Origin of the sequence: [Borrelia] tanukii, from assembly GCF_030439725.2 — a bacterium.
Classification (GTDB): domain Bacteria; phylum Spirochaetota; class Spirochaetia; order Borreliales; family Borreliaceae; genus Borreliella; species Borreliella tanukii.
This window is the reverse complement of the sequence record NZ_CP124034.1, coordinates 191,022-210,798: the sequence shown is the minus strand read 5'-3', so window position 1 is coordinate 210,798 and position 19,777 is coordinate 191,022. Positions and strand designations below refer to the sequence as shown.

General features: G+C 27.2%; 14 protein-coding genes, 3 tRNA genes and 1 pseudogene. 5 read left to right on the top strand and 13 right to left on the bottom strand.

Features of this window, described 5'->3' with window-relative positions:
* Window positions 1-5: 5 nt before the first annotated feature.
* Complete coding sequence (locus QIA27_RS01540; RefSeq protein WP_301403494.1) at window positions 6-1,754, bottom strand: BB_0208 family protein; 1,749 nt, start codon at window positions 1,752-1,754, stop codon at window positions 6-8.
* On the bottom strand, window positions 1,741-2,577 hold the full coding sequence (locus tag QIA27_RS01535) for a UTP--glucose-1-phosphate uridylyltransferase (RefSeq protein ID WP_301353499.1): 837 nt from the start codon (window positions 2,575-2,577) through the stop codon (window positions 1,741-1,743). The genes QIA27_RS01540 and QIA27_RS01535 overlap by 14 nt, the downstream gene beginning before the upstream one ends.
* Window positions 2,578-2,629: 52 nt before the next feature.
* Here QIA27_RS01535 and rsmD point away from each other — a divergent pair, with 52 nt between their 5' ends.
* Window positions 2,630-3,199: a 16S rRNA (guanine(966)-N(2))-methyltransferase RsmD gene (gene rsmD, locus QIA27_RS01530; protein WP_301386273.1), complete on the top strand. Its 570-nt coding sequence runs from the start codon at window positions 2,630-2,632 to the stop codon at window positions 3,197-3,199.
* Here the strand turns inward: rsmD and QIA27_RS01525 are convergent.
* The 7 genes from QIA27_RS01525 to QIA27_RS01495 all read right to left on the bottom strand — a co-directional run bounded on the left by QIA27_RS01525 (window position 3,177) and on the right by QIA27_RS01495 (window position 8,571).
* Window positions 3,177-4,754 (bottom strand): HD domain-containing phosphohydrolase, encoded by a 1,578-nt coding sequence (locus QIA27_RS01525; RefSeq protein ID WP_301386272.1) that lies wholly within the window; start codon window positions 4,752-4,754, stop codon window positions 3,177-3,179. The genes rsmD and QIA27_RS01525 overlap by 23 nt on opposite strands.
* Before the next feature lie 28 nt (window positions 4,755-4,782).
* Window positions 4,783-4,855 (bottom strand) — tRNA-Phe (locus QIA27_RS01520).
* Window positions 4,856-4,874: 19 nt separating this feature from the next.
* Window positions 4,875-4,947: transfer RNA gene (locus QIA27_RS01515), tRNA-Phe, on the bottom strand.
* Between the two features lie 271 nt (window positions 4,948-5,218).
* Window positions 5,219-6,190, bottom strand: a complete 972-nt coding sequence (hflC, locus tag QIA27_RS01510; protein ID WP_301386271.1) for a protease modulator HflC — start codon at window positions 6,188-6,190, stop codon at window positions 5,219-5,221.
* The gene (hflK, locus tag QIA27_RS01505; protein WP_301353495.1) at window positions 6,191-7,126 is read right to left on the bottom strand and encodes an FtsH protease activity modulator HflK; all 936 of its coding nucleotides are present in this window, start codon (window positions 7,124-7,126) and stop codon (window positions 6,191-6,193) included. It lies immediately after the preceding gene.
* 49 nt (window positions 7,127-7,175) lie between these two features.
* A complete protein-coding gene (locus tag QIA27_RS01500; protein ID WP_301353494.1) occupies window positions 7,176-8,414 on the bottom strand; it encodes a hemolysin family protein in 1,239 nt (412 codons plus the stop codon).
* Window positions 8,415-8,498: 84 nt separating this feature from the next.
* Window positions 8,499-8,571 (bottom strand) — tRNA-Cys (locus tag QIA27_RS01495).
* A 114-nt stretch (window positions 8,572-8,685) separates the two neighbouring features.
* Here QIA27_RS01495 and QIA27_RS01490 point away from each other — a divergent pair.
* Window positions 8,686-10,212 carry a UDP-N-acetylmuramoyl-L-alanyl-D-glutamate--2,6-diaminopimelate ligase gene (locus QIA27_RS01490; RefSeq protein WP_301386270.1) on the top strand — a complete coding sequence of 509 codons (1,527 nt, stop codon included), beginning with the start codon at window positions 8,686-8,688 and terminating at the stop codon, window positions 10,210-10,212.
* A 1-nt stretch (window position 10,213) separates the two neighbouring features.
* Entirely contained in the window at window positions 10,214-11,299 is a 1,086-nt protein-coding gene (locus tag QIA27_RS01485) for a D-alanine--D-alanine ligase (protein WP_301386269.1), read from the top strand.
* Between the two features lie 4 nt (window positions 11,300-11,303).
* Here the strand turns inward: QIA27_RS01485 and QIA27_RS01480 are convergent, their stop codons facing one another.
* The 4 genes and pseudogenes from QIA27_RS01480 to prfA form a co-directional block, all read right to left on the bottom strand.
* The gene (locus QIA27_RS01480; protein WP_301403493.1) at window positions 11,304-13,568 is read right to left on the bottom strand and encodes a hypothetical protein; all 2,265 of its coding nucleotides are present in this window, start codon (window positions 13,566-13,568) and stop codon (window positions 11,304-11,306) included.
* The gene (gene spoT / locus QIA27_RS01475; RefSeq protein ID WP_301353490.1) at window positions 13,558-15,561 is read right to left on the bottom strand and encodes a guanosine-3',5'-bis(diphosphate) 3'-pyrophosphohydrolase; all 2,004 of its coding nucleotides are present in this window, start codon (window positions 15,559-15,561) and stop codon (window positions 13,558-13,560) included. Before spoT ends, QIA27_RS01480 begins: the two co-directional genes overlap by 11 nt.
* A pseudogene (gene prmC, locus QIA27_RS01470) lies at window positions 15,545-16,379 on the bottom strand (peptide chain release factor N(5)-glutamine methyltransferase). The gene spoT and the pseudogene prmC overlap by 17 nt, the downstream one beginning before the upstream one ends.
* Window positions 16,380-16,381: 2 nt before the next feature.
* Window positions 16,382-17,455 (bottom strand): peptide chain release factor 1, encoded by a 1,074-nt coding sequence (gene prfA, locus QIA27_RS01465; protein ID WP_301353488.1) that lies wholly within the window; start codon window positions 17,453-17,455, stop codon window positions 16,382-16,384.
* A 338-nt stretch (window positions 17,456-17,793) separates the two neighbouring features.
* Here prfA and QIA27_RS01460 point away from each other — a divergent pair, with 338 nt between their 5' ends.
* A complete protein-coding gene (locus QIA27_RS01460) occupies window positions 17,794-18,933 on the top strand; it encodes a tetratricopeptide repeat protein (protein WP_301353486.1) in 1,140 nt (379 codons plus the stop codon).
* The gene (locus QIA27_RS01455) at window positions 18,930-19,739 is read left to right on the top strand and encodes a TatD family hydrolase (protein WP_301353485.1); all 810 of its coding nucleotides are present in this window, start codon (window positions 18,930-18,932) and stop codon (window positions 19,737-19,739) included. The genes QIA27_RS01460 and QIA27_RS01455 overlap by 4 nt, the downstream gene beginning before the upstream one ends.
* Window positions 19,740-19,777 lie beyond the last annotated feature (38 nt).

The following is a 19,777-nucleotide window of genomic DNA, read 5'->3' as shown; positions in this document are numbered from 1 at the left end:
TTAGACTAAATGCCTTTAGATTTCATAAGCTCTTTTTTAAAATTTATTTTTTGCTTCAATTTTGTTTTGAAAAAAGAAATAAATTCTAATAAACTATTTTTTTCATTAGATTTTATCTTTACATTGTTTCTTAATTCTACCAGATTCTCACAATATATTAAATAGCATATTGCAGGTAATAATTTTTTCTCATTTTCATCTTCCAGCTTTTCAATAAGATTAAATCTTATATTTTTGAGAATAATTTTTAAAATTCTTGATCTTGTTTTTAGTGATTTTATTAAAAGGTATGATCTTTGGTAATCTAGCTGATTGGGATTTATTTTTTGTATTTTTATTATTTTTTTAGGTATTGTAATTTTATTTTCGTCAAGGTAAAGCAGTATATCTGATATAAATTTGAAATGTTTATTTTCAATATTGGGATAAAAAGATAAAAAATATACAAATATTTGATTTTGTATTTCAAAGGTTTTAGTTTTGAAAAATTCTTTTATGTGTTGACAAAAATTTTTTTTATCCCTATTATCAGCATAAATATAGAATGCAATCCATCCATAAGTTTCGATATTTTGAGAATTTTTTTCAACATGGTTTATGATGCTTTCTAAGAATGCATTTTTAATGTATTCTTCTTTAAATATGATTGAGCTTTCGTAAGGGTTGAAATTTGTTTTGTCAAAAGAAATAAAAAAGTCTTCTGTTTGAAATTTTGCACTTATAATTTCTTTGATTTTTTCTTTTATGTTGATTAATTTGTGTTTTTCAATGTATTCAAGTGCATATATGAAAGATTCCCAATTATTCGATATTTTATCCTTGAAAAACCAAGTTAAATATTTTTTTGTTATTGTTTTTTCGACTACATATAAATAACACTTTAATGTGCCTTGAAAATCCTTTGGAGTGTATTGTGTAAAATCACTGAAAAAATAATTAAAATTAATATTTTTGCTCGAACCTTTATAAAAAATTTCATTAAGACTTAAAGCTTTTATTGCGCGTAAGTAGTTTAAAATTTCATTGTATTTTAGTGCTAGAATTTCTTCTTCTAAGTATTTGTAATGTTTTATTAAAATTTTGATAAAAATGTTTTTACTTAAACATCCAACCGGCCAATATGTAAGTATTAGTATTCTTGTTAGTTTTATTAGTCTGCTTTCTTTATTAATTAAGCTTGATTTAAAAACTTTTTGATTTTCTGATTGATTTTTTGAATTTTTATTTAAAATATTTAATATTTTAGATTTATTTTTGTTTCTTACAGCTACTAGAATATCTATTGTTTGCTCTAAGTTGTCAATGTTAATGTTGCTAGAAAAATTTAATATAATTTGTTTGTAAATATCTTTTTTTTCTTGAGAATAATAAGGGTTATTTTGTATTTCAATTAGTTTTAAAAAGTTGTTAGATTTTAGTTTATATGTTATTCCTAGTTTTTTGGTGTTGAAGCTGGCTTCTTTGCTTATTTGAGCGAAGTTTTTACTTCTTACTATTTCTAGTATCCATTTTTTAATTATTTCATTTTGAGTTTTTTTGTAGTAGTATTCCTCGAGTGAATTATTTAATACATTTTTTTCCTTTTCATAATCATTGCTAATTTTTATAAGTTCAATTATTTCAGGTTTTTCTAATTTGTAAAGTTGGGAAAAAATACTGTATTTTAAAACTTTTTCTTCTATATATTTTATTATGTACTTTTTTAATGTAGCAAGGGAATCATAAAATTCTGGATCCTTTTTAAGTGTTTTCATTTATTCCTTTTTTTATAATTTCCATTAAATTTTTATCTTTTTTTGCAAAATTTATTATTGCCTCCAGATAACCTTCAAGAGTTCCTATGTCAATTCTTTTCCCCTTAATATTTTTATATAATACTTTTTTTTGATCCATCAGTTTTTTTAAAGCATAAATATGATAGTATTCACCTTTTTGATGCAGTTTAAATCCTTCTTCTAAATGTTCAAAAAATTCATAGTTGTACAAAAATCTTCCAATAGAGGCTTTATTGCTAGGCTCACTTCCAATTTTTGGTTTTTCAACAATGTTTTTTACATGGATTTTGTCCTTGTAAAGATCTATTACCCCGTATCTGTTTATATTTTCTGGATTTTCAATGATAGATATTATGTTTTTTCCAGTTTTTTCATAAAGCTTGATCAATTGTAAGCTTAGTGGTGGATTCCCGATGTGAAGATCGTCAGGGTAAGCCACAATTACAGGTTCTCTGTTTATCCAAGGTTTTGCATAAAGTAGTGCATTTCCTGTGCCCTGCATTTCTTTTTGCCTTATGAAGCTTATGTTAATTTTTTTGCTTTTAATCTTTTCTAATTCATTTTTTTTATTTTCTTTTAAAAAGATATTTTCAAGTTCAATTTCTCTATCGAAATAATCTTCAAGAACTTTTTTTCGTCTTGAACTTATTAATAAAATGTCTTTTATTCCTGAATCGATAAATTCTTGGATAATATAATCTATGGCTGGTTTGTTTAAAATTGGTAACATTTCTTTTGGAATTGTTTTTGTTATTGGTAAAAATCTTGTCCCATATCCAGCTGCCAGAATAATGCCTTTCATACTTTTCTCTCTTGAAATAAGATTATAGCAAAAATTTAATTTTGTATATTCAATGTTTTTTGAAATTGTTTTAAAATCTTTATTTATGTATGTGAGTTCGGGTAAATATAAAGGTAAAAAAATTTTGTTTCCCAAGACTTGTGCTGTTCGTCCTGTCATGTCTCTTGTCAGAGAAGCCTTTTTTTCTATTATTTTCAAGGATATTGTTAATTCAAAATTTTTGGATGTTTTTGCAGGGACCGGCATAATGTCTGTTGAAGCTCTTAGCAGGGGAGCAAGTCTTGCCCATCTTGTTGAATGTAATAAGAAAACTAAAATTACATTGGTGAAAAATTTTAGTTTTGTTGAGGAATTTTATAAATTTTTTTTCCAAAAAGCAGAGGATTTTTTGAGTAAAAAAGATCTTTTTTACGATTTTATTTATCTTGATCCCCCTTTTAATTATAAAAATAAGGTTAATCTGCTTGAGATTATTTTAAAAGGTAAAATTTTAAATGATAAAGTTAATATCATTATGCATTGTCCTTTTAGCGAAGATTTAGACATAGATACATCAAAGTTCTCAGTTTATAATTTGAAAAGATATGGGGGATCAAAACTTATTTTTTTGAGAATATTGTAGGATTTGATTTTTTGTCATAGCTAAAGAGAATTAGTTGAATTTCATTTTTATTTAATTCTGGAATATTGTTTTTTATTACAAAATCATCCACATTTTTTAATGGATTTTTTTTGTAATTTCCATTTGCATCTTTTATTAAAATTTCTTTGTTTTCAAGATCCATTATTATTTCTTCTATTTTGTAAGTCTGGTTTTTTTTGTTTATTATAGATAAATTTGGCATAATGTTCATTTTGTACTCAATAACAGCAGCTTGAAAAAGATTTTCATTATTATTTTTTTTGTTTACACTTACTATTTGCCCATAATCAAAGGGCGCAAGTATTGTTAAAAAATTTTCTAGCATTTTGATGTCAAATTTTTTGTTTTTTGTTTGCTCGTTTGGGTCTTTTCTGCTCCAATAGTATTTTTCGCTATTTTCTATTAGGAATTTAATAGCTTCTAAAGGGTTAGCGCTTTCTTTTATTATTATTGGATTTACCAATTCATCGTAAGTATCTATTATGCAGAAAATTCTAACAAGTTCATGAATAAATTTGTTGATTTTTAGTTGTGGATATCCAGTGGCATCAAGGTATTCTTTTTGTCCATTGATTATCATTTTTGTAATAGCTGAAATATCATCTCTTATTCTAAACAAATTCTTAGCAATGTTAATATTTTTTTCCAAGTGTTCTATTTTTAATTTGTGCTGTTCTTTGAAATTTTTGTCTTTAAGGCTTATTTTATTTCCTATGTTTTCTAATATTGTTATATGCATCAATCCTATTGAGTGGAGCAATGATCCAAGTGCGGCTTGTAGTATCATGTCTTCTGCATAAAAAAATTCTGTAAATTCGGTATATTCAGTTTTATCAAGAAAAAATTTGATAGTTGAGCGAGGTGCATTTTGTAAAGATCTTATTTTGTTTAAATTTGCAATTGTAATTAGAAAATAAATTGTTGTGTCGACTGAATGTAGTAGTATTGAATCGCCTTCTGTTTTGACTTTTCCTTTAAAAAATTCATAATCTCTTCTAGCCGAATATAAATATAATTTTTTTAAAGTTTTTTTGTCTTTAAGGTTTTCTTTTGTTCTAAGCTTTTGAACATCAAAATAATGATATATTTCTAATAAAATTTTTTGCAATGATGCTATTTTATGTCTTGGAAGTATTTTAAAGCTTCCTTCCAATATTTCTTTCCAATAAATTTGATTTGGCTCAGCTTCCATCAATGTATTTATTTTCATGAGTGGCTTTTTCCCTTTGGCAGAAAATATTGGGTCATCTTCCTTAAAGGGCTTGTATACGTCTTTTAGATTATCTATTAGCTTTTCTCTTAAGTAGCCAAGATCATCATTTAAAATTTCTTCATTTATTTTTTTTATCAGGTCCTCATATGATACATCTTCTTCTTTTTTTAGTACAGGAATGTACGGTGTATTGCCTTTAGCAAGTATTTTAATAATTTTTTCATTTACTCTTGTGCCAAGTTTTGACAAATTTCCTATTCTTGCAAAAATTATGTCTTGTTCGTTTAGATCTTTTATTTGCTTTAATTCTTTAAGTATCACTTTTAGATCCTTCTAATCTTTAAATAAATGTCGCCGAGGAGAATCGAACTCCTGACACAAGGATTTTCAGTCCTATGCTCTACCAACTGAGCTACAGCGACAATTGTAATCTAATTAACATGCTGCCGAGGAGAATCGAACTCCTGACACAAGGATTTTCAGTCCTATGCTCTACCAACTGAGCTACAGCAGCGTTTTTATTCTAATACCTTAATTTTTTCATAAGTATATATGTTTGTCAACTCTTTTTAAAGAGTAGCTTTTGAACGTAGTGCTAAAAAATGATTTATAGTTAGTTTTGGGCTTTAAAATAAGCGATTATTTTTTATTGGGGATTTTTTAAATGATTTTATGTGTTTTTTAAATTTAAACAAAGGTTTACATTGATGCTTAGTTATAGTAAAACAGTACTTTAGAATTTCTATTTTATAGGTATTTAAAGAGAAAATTTATACAATAAATTTTCAATTTCTTTTGTGAAGATATTTAAAGAAATCCATATCTGTTGAGAAAATTTTTCTTTTATCTTTTAGTACTGCTTTATAGCTTTCTAATGCCTGCCAAAATTTGTAAAATTCAATATTTTTACCATATGTATTTGAATAAATTTTTGCGGCCTCCCGGTCCCCTTCGGCTTTTATTTTTGCAGCAGTGGCTTTTGCTTCGCTTAATAGCCTTAGCTTTTCTTTTTCTATGCTTCCAAGAATTTCTGTTTTTTCAGCTAATCCTATGCTTCTTTGTTCTTCTGCGATTTGTTGTCTTTCTGAAATCATTCTGTTGTTTACAGATTCAATAAGGCTTGGGTCGTAAGTAACTTTTCTTATTAGTACATCTACAATTTCAATCCCAATGTCTTTGGTATTGTTGTTTGCTATATGAATTATTTCTTTTTCGATTATCTTTCGTCCTTTTGTTATTTTATAAATACCATTAATTTTTGTTTCTTGTGGAGTTAGTACACCGTTAGACAAACGTTGAATTGGATCGTTTGAGCTTCTTATAATTTCAAGCAAAGGGTATTTTGCTATGACTCCTCTAACAGCAGGTTCAATTGCTGCATCAATTCTAATGTAAGCTCTACTCATTGTTTTTATTGTTGTGTAAAATTTATTTATGTCTGCAATTTTCCATCTAGCTGTTGTATCAATCCATATTAATTGCTTTTCTTCTCCTCCTGTTGGGATTCTTTGGGGTTCCCCATCCCATCTAAGAATAATTTTGGGAAATATTTGTACATTTTCAATTAATGGGATTTTATATTTAAGCCCAGCTAAACTATCAGTTCTTTGAATTTTTCCAAGTCGAGTGGTTATTGAAATTTCATTTTCTTTCAAAATATAAATTGGTTGAAAAATAGATAAAATAGTCAAGCAAATTATTATTGCAAAGGTTACAATTTTTACAGTAGATAATAAAAGATTTATTATAAATTTCATTTATTTTACCTCTTTAAATGGTAGAAAATTTTTTAAGTTTTTGTCAATTAATTCAATATTATCTTTGTTTTCAAGTATTTCTTTCATAGCTTCATTGTAAAGCCTTTCTTTTGTAATGTCGGGATTTTTTAAGTAAGCGTCTAGTATACCATTGAAAATTTCTGTGTCCGCTAATGCATTGTTTATTCTGCTTTCTTTGTATCCTCTGGCTTCTTCAATAACTTTTAATGCTTCACCTTTAATTTTAGGAACTATTTGATTAAATTCTTTTTTACCCTCGTTTATGTATTTATTTTTATCTTGAATGGCAATGTTTACGTCTTCAAAAGCTTCGTAAACTTTTCCTTTTGGGGGTAGGGCATTTCTAATTTGTACTTGCACTACATCAATGCCTAAATTATAATTATCTATTATTTCATTCATAGAAGATTTCACACCTTCTGTCACTCCCACTCTGTTATCATTGATTATTTCAAAAATAGTATTGTCTCCAATTAATCTATTCATTGATGACTTTGCAATATCTTTAATTGTTGTCTCAGGGTCTTCTACTTTAAATTTGAATGAGTAAGGATCTCTTATTTTGTATTGCACTAGCCATTCAATATTTATGATATTTAAATCTCCAGTGATAATCATGCCCTCATCGCTTGCATTGTCATATTCTCTAATATCGTTTGGAGATATTATAAATCCAAATTTAATTTCTTGGACTATTTTTACAGGTAAGATAAACTTTTCTTCGATTAATGGAATCTTTACATGTATTCCTGAATCAAGAGTTCTATTGAGCTTGCCAAGACGAAGTACAATTGCTTCTTCTGATGGCCCGACTATGAATATGTTTGCAATAAGTATTATTGATATTAGTATTAAAGTAATAATAATTATTAAATATTCGTAAGTTTTATTAAAAATTTGTTTTATTTCAAACATTTGTTTCTCCCAATGTTTTTAATTATTTTTTTGTAAGCGAATTTTATCGCTACTTTTTAGATTTGATAAAAGTTATTGTTTCGATTTTATTATTCTGAATTTCCTTAATAAAATATTCTCCATCGATTGTTTTTACGGTTTCGTTTTTTGTTGGTATTTTGTCAAGTAAATCTATTAAGTATCCCCCAATTGTATTTGTATACTCTTTATGTTTAATAGATATTCCAATTATCTCTTCAATCTCGTCAAAAGTGGTTTCTCCAAGTATTGAGTAAGTATTGTCGTTGATTTGCGTAATCAGAGATTTTTCTTCTTTAATATCGTATTCGTCAGATATTGCTCCAAAAATTTTTTCTACTATGTCTTCTATTGTAAGTATTCCTGAAAAACCACCGTACTCATCAATTACGATTGCCATTATTTTTTGTTTTTTTCTCATAATGTCTAATATATCTTTTATTCTTTTGTTTTGCTGTACAAATACAGCTGGTTTAATAAATTGAGAAACGTTTTTATTCATATCTTTTTTATTGACTTCTATGAGGTCTTTGGCTATTAAAATTCCAATTATTTGCTCTCTGCTTTGCCCTTTGTATATAGGAATTCTAGAGTATCCTTCCTCTTTGATCAATTTAATTACAGCTTTTAGCTTTGATGAGCTTGAGAGTGAAAAAACCTCTGTTCTGTGAGTCATGATTTCAGAAGCCCTTACCTGATCTATGTCTAACATTTTTTGCATAAATATTCTAGAGTCGTTTTTTAGAATTCCCAAATTTCCTGCTAAAGAGAGCATATTTTTAATGCTCTCTTTGGTCATTTTATGGTTTGTCTTAATTTTAAAGAGATTTAATATTTTTTTTATTATTTTATTTATTATATATATTAGTGGGGTAAATATAAAAATTAATGGTTTTAAAAAAAATGAAGTAGATAGAGCAATGATTTCATTATTTAGAATTGCAATTTGTTTTGGAAGTATTTCTGCAAAAATTAGAACGATTATTGTTATTAGGCCTGTTGATACTGCAAGTGCGCTATTTCCGTATTTTTCAAGTACAAATTTTGTTGTAAGTGTGCTTGCTATAATATTTGATATATTGTTACCAATAAGAATAGTAGTGATTAATTTTGAAGGAGATTGAACCAAGTTGTACACCGATATTCCTGATTTCCCTTTTTTTCTTATATCTTGTATTTGAATTATGCTTAAGGAAGTGTAAGCTGTCTCAGATGCTGAGAAAATAGCAGATAATATTATAAATAGTAGTATCACGATTAATTCTAACATATATGTATTATTTTAATTTATCTTTAATAAAAATGCTTTAAATTATACTCTTAAGTAATAAAAATATTTTTAATTTGATTTTAAAGGCGCTGACCGGAATCGAACCGGCGAATCAAAGTTTTGCAGACTTCTCCCTTAGCCACTTGGGTACAGCGCCTTGTAACATTGCTTAGTTTATTAAAAAAATAGGAAATTGTAAATATATTTTCTATTTAAGCATAATTTTGAATTTCTTAGCTATTTTTATTAGTTTTATGTAAACTTTTAATGTATGAAGAAAAAGCTTAATGACGTTTTATTTAAATTAGATCAAGATTTAATAAAATATGTAAAAGGTTCTCTTGATTTGGAAATATCAGGAATTACTTACAGTTCTAAATTAGTTTTACCCGGGTTTGTGTTTTTTGCTCTTCCAGGGATTCATTTTGATGGACATGATTTTATTGAAATTGCAATTCAAAAGGGCAGCAATGTTATTGTGTGTTCACGAGATATGGATTTTTATAGTCCCAATGTTACTTATATTAAGATAGATGACTTTAACATAAGAAGATTTATGTCTAATTTTTCAAATATTTTTTATGATGAGCCTTCAAAAAAATTAAAAGTTATTGGAGTCACTGGTACTGATGGTAAAAGTTCTGTTTGTTATTATATATACCTTCTTTTTAAAAAAAAAGGTGTTAAAGTAGGTTTTATATCAACTGTATTTTTTGATGATGGGAGTGGGAGTTTGATTAAAAATCCTTACAGACAATCAACCCCTGAGTCTACAGAAATACATTTATTTTTAAGCAATATGGTTAAAAATAAGGTTCAATATGCAATCCTTGAATCTACTTCTCATGGACTTGATCTTGAAACAGCAAGGCTTATTGATGTTAATTATTTTGCAGCTGTTTTTACTAATATTGGACATGAGCATCTTGAATTTCATGGTACAATTCAAAATTATTTAAATGTAAAATTAGGTCTTTTTCGATCTGTTAGTGATGATGCTGGCTTTGGCGTTATTAATCTTGACGACTTTTATTCTTCTGACTTTAAGAATGCTATTAAAAAATCTTTTACTTATAGTTTAAAAAATAGTCAAGCAGATTTTTTTGTCAGTTTTATTAATGAAAAAACAGATTCTACTGAGTTTGAATTTTGTCACAAAGGGGTTAAATATTTTGCTAATGTTAACCTGTTGGGGAGTTTTAATGTTGAGAATATAATGGCTGCTCTTATTTTAGTTTCTCAGATTTTAAATAGCGATATTCAAGACATTGTTGACAGTCTCATTTGTATTAAAAGTCTTGATGGGCGTATGAATAGTGTTAATTTGGGACAAAATTTTTCTGTAATAATTGATTATGCCCACACTCCTGGTGCTTTTTCTAAACTTTTTCCTATTTTTAAAAAATTTGTTACAAATAGATTAATTTCTGTTTTTGGCTCTGCAGGAGAAAGAGATATTGCAAAAAGATTTTTACAAGGTCAAATTTCAGATATTTATTCTGATTTAATAGTGCTTTGTGATGAAGATCCAAGAGGTGAGAATAGTATGTGTATAATTAAAGATATTGCAAAAGGAATTGTTAATAAAGTTGTAAATAAGGATTTATTTTTTATTCCTGATAGAAAGCAGGCTATTGAAAAAGCAATAAGTCTTGCAAAGGCGGGGGATTTGGTTGTAGCTTTGGGTAAAGGCCATGAAAGTTCAATGATTTATAAAAATAAAGAGATTTTTTGGAATGAACAAGAGGTAGTTAAAAATGCTATTTTAAGTTTAAAAAAATCAGAAAAGGAGAAGTAATGTGAAGAAAAATCTTATGTTAATATTTGGTGGTGTTTCTTTTGAACATGAAATTTCTTGTAAATCTGCTTATAGCATTTATTTAACCCTTTTAGATTTAAATAAGTATAATATTTATCCTGTTTATATTGATAAGTGTACAGGTATTTGGTATTTATTAGATTCTGTTTCTGATCCTCCAAAGCCCATCGATGTAGATGTTTTGCCTATTGTTAGTCTATTGCCAGGTCTTGGAATTTTTGCAAATAACAAAAATCTTGAGATTGATGTTGTTTTTCCTGTTGTTCATGGAAGAACCGGTGAGGATGGTGCTATTCAGGGAGTTTTAAAAGTTATGGACATTCCTTGTGTTGGTGCTGGTATTATGGGGAGTGCTATTTCTAGTAATAAGTATTTTTGCAAACTTTTGCTTAAAAGTTTTAATGTCCCTTTAGTGCCTTTTATTGGATTTAGACAGTATGATTATTTTTTAGATAAAGAGGAAATAAAAAGAAATGTAAAGGAATCTTTGGGCTATCCTGTTATTGTTAAACCCGCAGTATTGGGGTCTTCGATTGGAATAAATGTAGCCTACAGTGAGAATCAGATTGAATCCTTTATTAAGGAAGCTTTAAAGTATGACCTTACTATTGTAATAGAGAAATTTATTGAGGCTAGAGAGATTGAGTGTTCTATTATTGGGAATGAAAAGATTAAAATATTTTCTCCTGGAGAAGTTGTTGTTCAGGATTTTATATTTTATGATTATGATGCTAAATATTCTGTTATTCCTGGAAATTCTATTATCTTTAATATCCCCGCACATCTTGAGACAAATCAGTTATTAAGCATTAAGGAATATGCCTTTCTTGTTTATAAGAATTTAGAACTCAGAGGTATGGCAAGAGTTGATTTTTTTGTTGAAAAAAAATCAGGAACAATTTATCTTAATGAAATAAATACTATTCCTGGATTTACTGATATATCTATGTTTGCAAAAATGTGTAGTCATGATGGCCTTCAGTTTAAAGACCTGGTGGATAATTTAATTGATTATGCTTTTCAGAGTTTCATTAATAGGAAAAAAAGGATTAATTTTGAAGATTAGAAGATTAATTTAATTTTAAAGTTTTTAGGTTTTCAATCTCTTTATCATTTTTTAGCTTGAAGTATTCAAGATTTTTGTATTTTTCTGCTTTAGGTAATATTCCTGAATATTTTATCTTGTAAGAGTAATTTATTTTTATATTTTTTTCTTCTGCATTATTGGTTTTATTGTAAATTTTAATTTGATTTTTTTTAATATGAAGATTTGCAAATGCTTCATATTCTATGTCATCTTGAGATTTAAGAGTAAATGCAATTGTTGTTTTTTTAGAGTTAATGTTTTTAAGTGAAAAGATAATTTTATTAGCCAATATTTTGTAAGGAGTATTGCTTTGATAGATTATTAGCTTAGATGCGTTTTTAAAATGTAAGTCGATTTGATTTGCAATTTTTTGAGTAACCAAATTGATGCTATAAACAGCTCTTTCTGCTATATCTATTTTTTCAAAATCAATACTCATTAGCTCATCATAGACTTTAATACTAGTTTCTAATGTTTTTTTGTTTGCTTGTAAAGTTAGGTTAAAATCATTTGAAATTATTTGGATAGGATTTTTATTGTCTTTCAGGTATTCAATTTTTATTTTATTTATTTTTTCTGGAAAGCTAACCGTTTGCTCTATTTGTATTACATGCCCTTCTTTATCGATATTGCTATATATTATGATTGTGATTATTAAAAAAAAGGTTACAAAACCAAGTTTTTCAGCTTTTTTAAAATTTTGTTTAATTTTTGAGAGTTTAGATTTTAAATGTTCTGAGGCATTAATAAATATTGTAGAAAAAAGACAAATTGAGATTAGATAGCTTAGTGTAAGTGTATTTGTGATTGATGTAGTATTTTGTATTAATGTTATTAATACAAAATTGATTATCCAAATAATTAATACTATTATTTTTTGAATAATAGTATTTTTATTTGGTTTTAATAATAGCAGTATGCTTTTTATTATAATTATTAAAATAAATTCTATTTTAATAAACATTAATATTATTAGTTCAATAATAGAGGTTGATATTGCCAGGTATTTAAGTTGTCTGTAATTTAAATATATTGTGAAATTATATGTAAAAAGAGAAAAAAGGTTATGTATGAGTAAAGTTGTAAAAAAGGTTATTAGATATTTGGGATTTGTTATACTGTAAACCGCTGTGTTTTCATAGCTTACAAATATTTTATTTGCAATTAATAAGGATAGATACGTGCTTAAAAATAAAGTAAAAAACAATCTTACCAATTTGTAGTAATTATTTTTTATTTTCTTCAAGACCAATCCAGCTTCTTTAAATTTTCTAATAAATACAATTATAATTAAGTTGTAGCAAATGTAAATTAATGATATTAAGGCAATTTCATTAATTATTATTTTTTTAAAAGGAGTATCAATTACAATATAGTGTATTTCATTAGTATTTTTACTTTTGTACTGACTGGTCAACGCTTCTTCGATTGATTTGTAAATTTTAAGAATATTGTTTTTATTTTGAGTTAAAATAGGATTCAAATTGTTATTTATTATTAAAAAGGGTATAGATTCATCCCAATATAGATTGTATAAGTTGTTTAATTTTTTTTCAGTTATTTTTGCTGTATTAAAATCAAGTTTATTTTTTTCAAAGGTCCTTATAATAGTTTTTAAAAATCCCAAATTTGTTTTTGAATTTGTTATGAAAGATTCATTTTTTAAGCTAATTTTATTTTTTATTCTATTTTCGTTTAGCATTAAGTATATTGTGTTTGTATTTTTTCTTAAATAATTATTGCTAAGCAAAATTCTGCTGCTAATTATTGTATTTTCTTCTAAAGAATCATCCTCAACAAAAAAAAAATTTATGTTGTTTTCAGGGTTAGTATTTTTAAGTTTGTTTAAAAGTTCAATAGCAATTCCAATTGCTAAATTATTTTTTAAATTATTTTGTATTTTAATTGGAATGATTATATTATAAATAGCTGTGCTTTTCCCTTTGATTCTGGAATGTATTATTTTTTGCGAATACCCAATAAATCCAATTTCTTGTAAAGAATATTCCATATATTTAATTTCATTTATATTAAAATATTTTTTTATATAATTAAAAGTGTTTATTATATTTTCTTGTTTTTTGTTTAGTTGATTAATTTTTCTAATATGAGCTTTTATATTATTTTCAGTTTCTATGTTTGCAATTTTATTGCTTGGATTGGATACATTTTTTTTCATTTTATTTGGCGCAATGGGGGTGTTTGTTAAGTTGATTAACAATAATGATAATATTATCTTAATTATCATAATTTTTAATGTCTTCTTCTACTTGCATTATTTGTAAAATATTTGGGTTTTCTTTTAAAGCGGAAATAATTTTTGCGATACTTTTAGCATTTGACGAGACTATTATGTTTGTTATTCCATGACCATTACCACAGTCTTCTATTTTTTCGCTAATAAGTCTTACGTCATTGATTGTGAAAATGTTTTCAAGATAACTAAATATTCCTTTCAATTCTTTCAAAAGCAAAATAATGTGATGTACTTTTCTAGTTGGTGTTGCTTCCCACTCAACTTCAATCAATTGATTTTTTTTATAGTATTTGAGCTTTTGACAATTTTCATTATGTACTATTATCTCGTCTTTATGTATTATTCCAATAATATCTTCACCTGTTGTGGGATTGCATTCAGAGTCTATTGCAATTCTTTTTATTTTGTTTTTAGTATAAGCTTTAAATAAGCTAAAAAGCTTTCTTTGTTCTTTGTTTGCTCCAACAAGGTACGCAATAATATTATTGTCTACAAGAATTGTGTTGTCGTTTTTGTTAAGCCATGATCTGATTTTTGATCTGGCTTTTTTTGTTCTTACACTGTTTAGCCATATTACGTCTGGTTTTGAATCTTTTGATGTGAATATTTCAACAATTTGTTCGTTTTTAAGCGGCTTTGTGATTGAACTTATTTTCCCATTTATTTTTGCATAAAGAGCTTGGTCTCCAATATCTGTGTGTATTATGTATGCAAAATCAATTGAATTTGATCCAAAAGGAAGCTCTACCACTTCTCCTTCTGGAGTATAAACATATATGAATGTATTTAACAATTCTTTGTGTATATCGTTCATCGAATATTGACTTTTGTTAGCCGATTCTTGTTGCCATTTTTTTATTCGATTTATAAATGAAAGATCATCAGCTTTAAGTTCAATTTGTTCTTTGTATATCCAGTGGGCTGCAACTCCATAATTAGCAATTCTGTCCATTTCTTCTGTTCGAATTTGTATTTCAATAAGCTGATTGTCCTCAGGTATTCTTACGGTAGTGTGTAGTGATTGGTATTTATTTTCTTTTGGACTTGCAATATAGTCTTTAAGTCTTCCTGGGATTGGTTTCCAAACTCTGTGAACAATTTCTAATATCTCATAACATTCTTTTTGTTTTTTGCAAATTATTCTTATTCCTAGAGTATCAAAAATTTGGGTAAGCTTGTTTGTTCTTGCTTGCATTTTTCTAAATATTGAATAAAAGTGTTTTGATCTTACTGTAATTTCTGCTTCAATTCCGCTTTTTTGAAGTTCTTTTTCTATTGATAATTTGCCTTTGTATAATTTTTTTTCTCTTTCTATTTTTGTTTCAGATAAAAAATTTTTTATCTCTTTATAGTCTTTAGGATAAAGATGCTTAAATGAAAGATCTTCAAGATATGTTTTAAGAGATGAGATTCCAAGGCGTTCTGCTATTGGAACATAAGTTGAAAGGCAATCTTTTGCAATCCTATCTTGTCTGTTTTTAGGCAAATAAGAGAGAGTAGTCATGTTATGAAGTTTGTCTGCCAGCTTTATTATTATTATTCTAATGTCATGCGTCATTGCAAAAAACATTTTTGAAATAGTATTAGCTTCTTTTATGCTTCTTGTTTTATTGTGTAAATCATGAATTTTGGTTACACCGTCGATTAAGCTTAGAATTTCTTCGTCAAATTCTTTTACTATTTCTTCTTTTTCAATATTTGTGTCTTCAAGTACGTCATGGAGTAGTCCAGCAATAGTTGCTTTAAAATCCAGTTGAAATTTAGCAAGAAATAATGAGACCATTATTGGATGAATAATGTAAGGTTCCCCACTTTCTCTGTATTGGCCATAGTGGAGCTGTTCTGCTATTTCTAGAGCCTTAAATATGCTTTTTCGTTCAAATTCATCCTTGTAGGTATTCTCAACAGTTTTTTTGAAAATATTTCTAGCTTTTTCAAGATCGTTTATTTTTATTAAATGTGCAATTTCATATGCTTGTATCATGCTCTTTGTCCTAATACCAGCGCTCTTGCTCTTTTTTCAAGATCATAAATGGTTTTTAAATGTGTAAATCCTTTTTTGATTGCAAAATCTTTCAAGCTTTTCATTTGCCAAGGAGCTGATTCTATTATTATAAGTCCATTTGGGTTAAGCTTTTCTTTTGCTTGGCTTAATATTTTTCTAGAAATATTAAGTCCATCTTTTCCAAATCCCAAAAGAGCTTTTGTGGGTTCTTTGTTTATTTTATTTTTTATCTCTAATTCTTCTTTGTTTAAATAAGGAGGATTTGTAATAATTATATCAAGCCCCATCCCTATACATTTTAGCAAATTAGAGTGAATTATTTCTACAAATTTTTCAAGTTTGAGCTTTTTTGTATTTTTTGAGGCTATTTGCAAAGCTTTTATTGAAATGTCTGAGAGCATTACTTTTTTTTTAGTGTAATAGGCAATAGAAAGCCCTATGCATCCGCTGCCGCAGCATAAGTCTAATATTTTTTTAAAGCCATTTTGTTGAATTTGAATTAAGGCTTCTTCTGCCAAACATTCTGTATCAAACCTTGGAATTAAGACATGCTTGTTTAGGTAAAATTCAATGCCCATAAATTCTTTCTTTTGCAGTATGTAGTGAATAGGGGTTCCTTTTTCTATTTTATCTATTTGATCAAAAAAAAGTTTTTTTTCCCTTTTTGTTAAGCTTTTTTTTATATTTGTAAATATTAACTCTTTTTTGGTTTTTAAAATTAATTCAAGTATTAGTAGTGCTTCTATTGTATCTAAATTTTTATTTTTAGCATAATTTATAGCTTCGTTTACATTCATTACTATATGTTGTTGCTTTTTAATATTTCTTCTTGAAGCTCTATTGTCAAGGGATCAAGAAGCTGATCAAGTTCTCCTTGCATAAATTCTTCTAATTTATAAAGAGTGATGTTTGCTCTGTGATCCGTTATTCTATTTTGAGGGAAATTATAGGTTCTAATTCTTTCAGATCTATCTCCTGAGCCTACTTGCTGTTTCCTATTGTTTGATCTTTGCTCTTGTTTTTTGGAATCTTCAAATTCATAAAGCCTTGCTCTTAATATTTTCATTGCTTGATCTTTGTTTTTATGTTGACTTCTTTCGTTTTGGCACTGTACGACAATTCCTGTTGGTAAGTGTGTTATTCTAACCGCAGAATCGGTTGTATTGACGTGTTGTCCACCAGCTCCAGATGATCTGTAAACATCAATTCTTAAATCTTTTTCATTGATATCAATTTCAGTTTCTTCAATATTAGGTAGTACCGCTACAGTAGCAGCCGAGGTTTGAAGTCTTCCGTTAGACTCTGTTATAGGTATTCTTTGCACTCTATGAACACCACTTTCGTATTTTAATTTTTTAAAAACATCTTTTCCTTTGATTTCAAAAATTATTTCTTTAAATCCCCCAAGTTCTGTTTCATTAAAGTTTATGATTTCTGTTTTCCATTTCTTTTTCTCTGAATATTTTATATACATGCTATAAAGATTGTTTGCAAAAAGAGCGGCTTCTTCTCCGCCTGTTCCAGCCCTAATTTCAATTATTATGTTTTTACTGTCATTTTCATCTTGAGGTAAAAGTAGTATTTTTATTTGATGTTCAAGATCTTCTTTTTTTTTATCCAGATCAATTAGCTCTTGTTTTATTAGTTCTTTCATCTCTTGTTGCTCTTCTTTTTCTAAGATGGTTTTGTTATCATTGATTTGACTTAGTATTTTTTCGTATTCAATTTTTTTAGTATTTATTTTTTCTAAATGTGTGTATTCTTTTATTATTTTAGAATATTCTTTTTGATTTTTAATTAGGTTTATATCTTGCAATTTTTCTTCTATTGACTTAATCTTACTTGTTGCTGAATTTAATTTTTCTAAAAACATTATGATTTCTCCTGAAAGATAGTAATAGTTTATATTAATTTTAGATTTTTTTGTTAGACTTTTTGGCAAGTTTCATGTTAGGATGCGCATTTTTATGTTTTATTTCAATATGATTTTTTAAAACTGCTTTTATTGGAATAAATAGAATAAGCTTGAGTAAAAAATCAATTATATTTTTTCATGTTTTTTTATATAATAAATGTTATTAAGTTGGATATTAAAGTTAGATTAATTTTTGTTGTATTTGTATATAAATTGAGCTTTGCGTATTATTATTTGTGGTGTGTTCAAGGTAGTTAAAGTTATATCTTTGATAAACCGATTTAAAAGGGGTATTTATGTTAAATGAAAAAATTTTGGATGCTTTAGAGGATCTCTCAAACATTTCTGATGATCAGCTTCTTGATGTCACTGAGAAATCAAAAAGAGGGTATCAGTTGATCAAAGAAGAAAGGCTTCCTGAAGCAGAAAGTTTGTTTTCTGATATCCTTGAAAAGGATAATGAGAATAATTATGCTCTTGTTGGACTTGGGGATATTGAAAGGAAGAAGAATAATTACGATAAAGCAATAGTTTATTATCAAAAGTGTCTAGTAAAGCATCCAAACAATAATTATGCTCTTTTTGGACTTGGAGATTGTTACAGAAATTTGGATGATTATAAAAAAGCTACAGAGATATGGGAAGAGTATTTAAAATATGATCCTGAGAATATAACGGTTTTAACAAGAGTTGCGTCATCTTACAGAAAGCTAAAAAATTTTCAAAAATCTAAGCAAACGTATCTTAAGGTAATGGAATTAATGCCTGAGAATGATTATGCGCTTGTGGGGATTGGCCATTTATATTACGACTTTAAAGAATATAAAGAGGCTTTGAAGTATTGGCTTAAAATGTACGAATTAAATCAATCCAAGGTTGATGTTAGAGTATTAACTTCAATTGGCAATTGTTATCGTAAACTAAGGGAATTTACCAGAGGAATTTATTTTTTTCAAAAAGCTTTAGAAATTTCACCTAGCAATTTTTATGCTGTTTTTGGACTTGCTGATTGTTATAGGGGGAATAAGGAGTATAAAGAGGCTTTAAAGTATTGGTTTGATATTATCGAAAAAGATCCAAAAAATAATTTGGTTCTTACAAGGATAGGAGATGCTTATCGTTATTTGAATGATTATGAAAATTCTCAAATTTATTATAAAAAGGCTCTTGATGTTGATTTTGATATGTTTGCTATACTTGGACTTGCCCTTCTTCAAAAGGAGCAAGGTAAATATGAAGAAGCATTAATAGCTATTAAAAGCTTAATTAAAAACAATCCTAAAAATTCAGCATTATATGTTAGTGCTGCTGAATGTTATGAGGCATTAGGACAGATTGGAAATGCTGTTGATATTTTATCAAGCTTTTTGCATCTTGGCATGAAAAATATTGTTGTTATTGACTATCTTACGGCTCTTAGGAAAAAAATGGAATGATGGACTGCTTACTTGAAACTGAAAAATCTATTTTTTTTGATAAATTAATAGATACTCATGTTCACTTTTATGAATTAAAGAAAAAGTCCCTGGATGTCAATTATATTATTAATGAATGTTTTAAAAACGGATTTTCTTATTTTCTTGACGTTGGTTTGCACCCTAGTGATTTTAATGATAGGAAAAATCTTTTAAGCCCTTATTCCAATGTGTTTTTAACAGCAGGTATTCATCCTTTAAATTTAGGTGATAATTTTAAAGATGATATTAAGCAGCTTGAAAATATTTTGATTAATGAGAATGTTGTTGCTGTTGGTGAGATAGGTCTTGATTATTTTAAGGCAGATAACAAGAAATTTCAAATTAAAGCCTTTGAAGAGCAATTGTATTTGGCTGATAGATATAAAAAGCCAGTTATTTTGCATATAAGAGATGCCTATGATGATGCCTATAATATTGTAAGGTCTTTAAATTTTTTTAATAGGGGTATATTGCATTGTTATTCAGGAAATTATGAATGTGCTAAGAAATTTATTGATTTGGGATTTAAAGTTTCTTTTTCAGGTAATATAACTTTTAAAAATGCAGAACCTTTGAGGATTGTTGCTAGCAAATTAAATACCAACGATCTTTTAATAGAAACGGATAGTCCTTTTTTAGCTCCAGTGCCATTAAGAGGTAAAATAAATTCGCCTTTGTTTTTAGGATATGTATGTCTTGAGATTGCAAGGATTAAAAATTGCTCTGTTAATGATGTTGCTATTGCCGTATACAATAGTTTTAAAGATCTTCTATTGTTGCATTAAATTGTTTATTTAAACAGTTTGCATATTTTATTATTAGT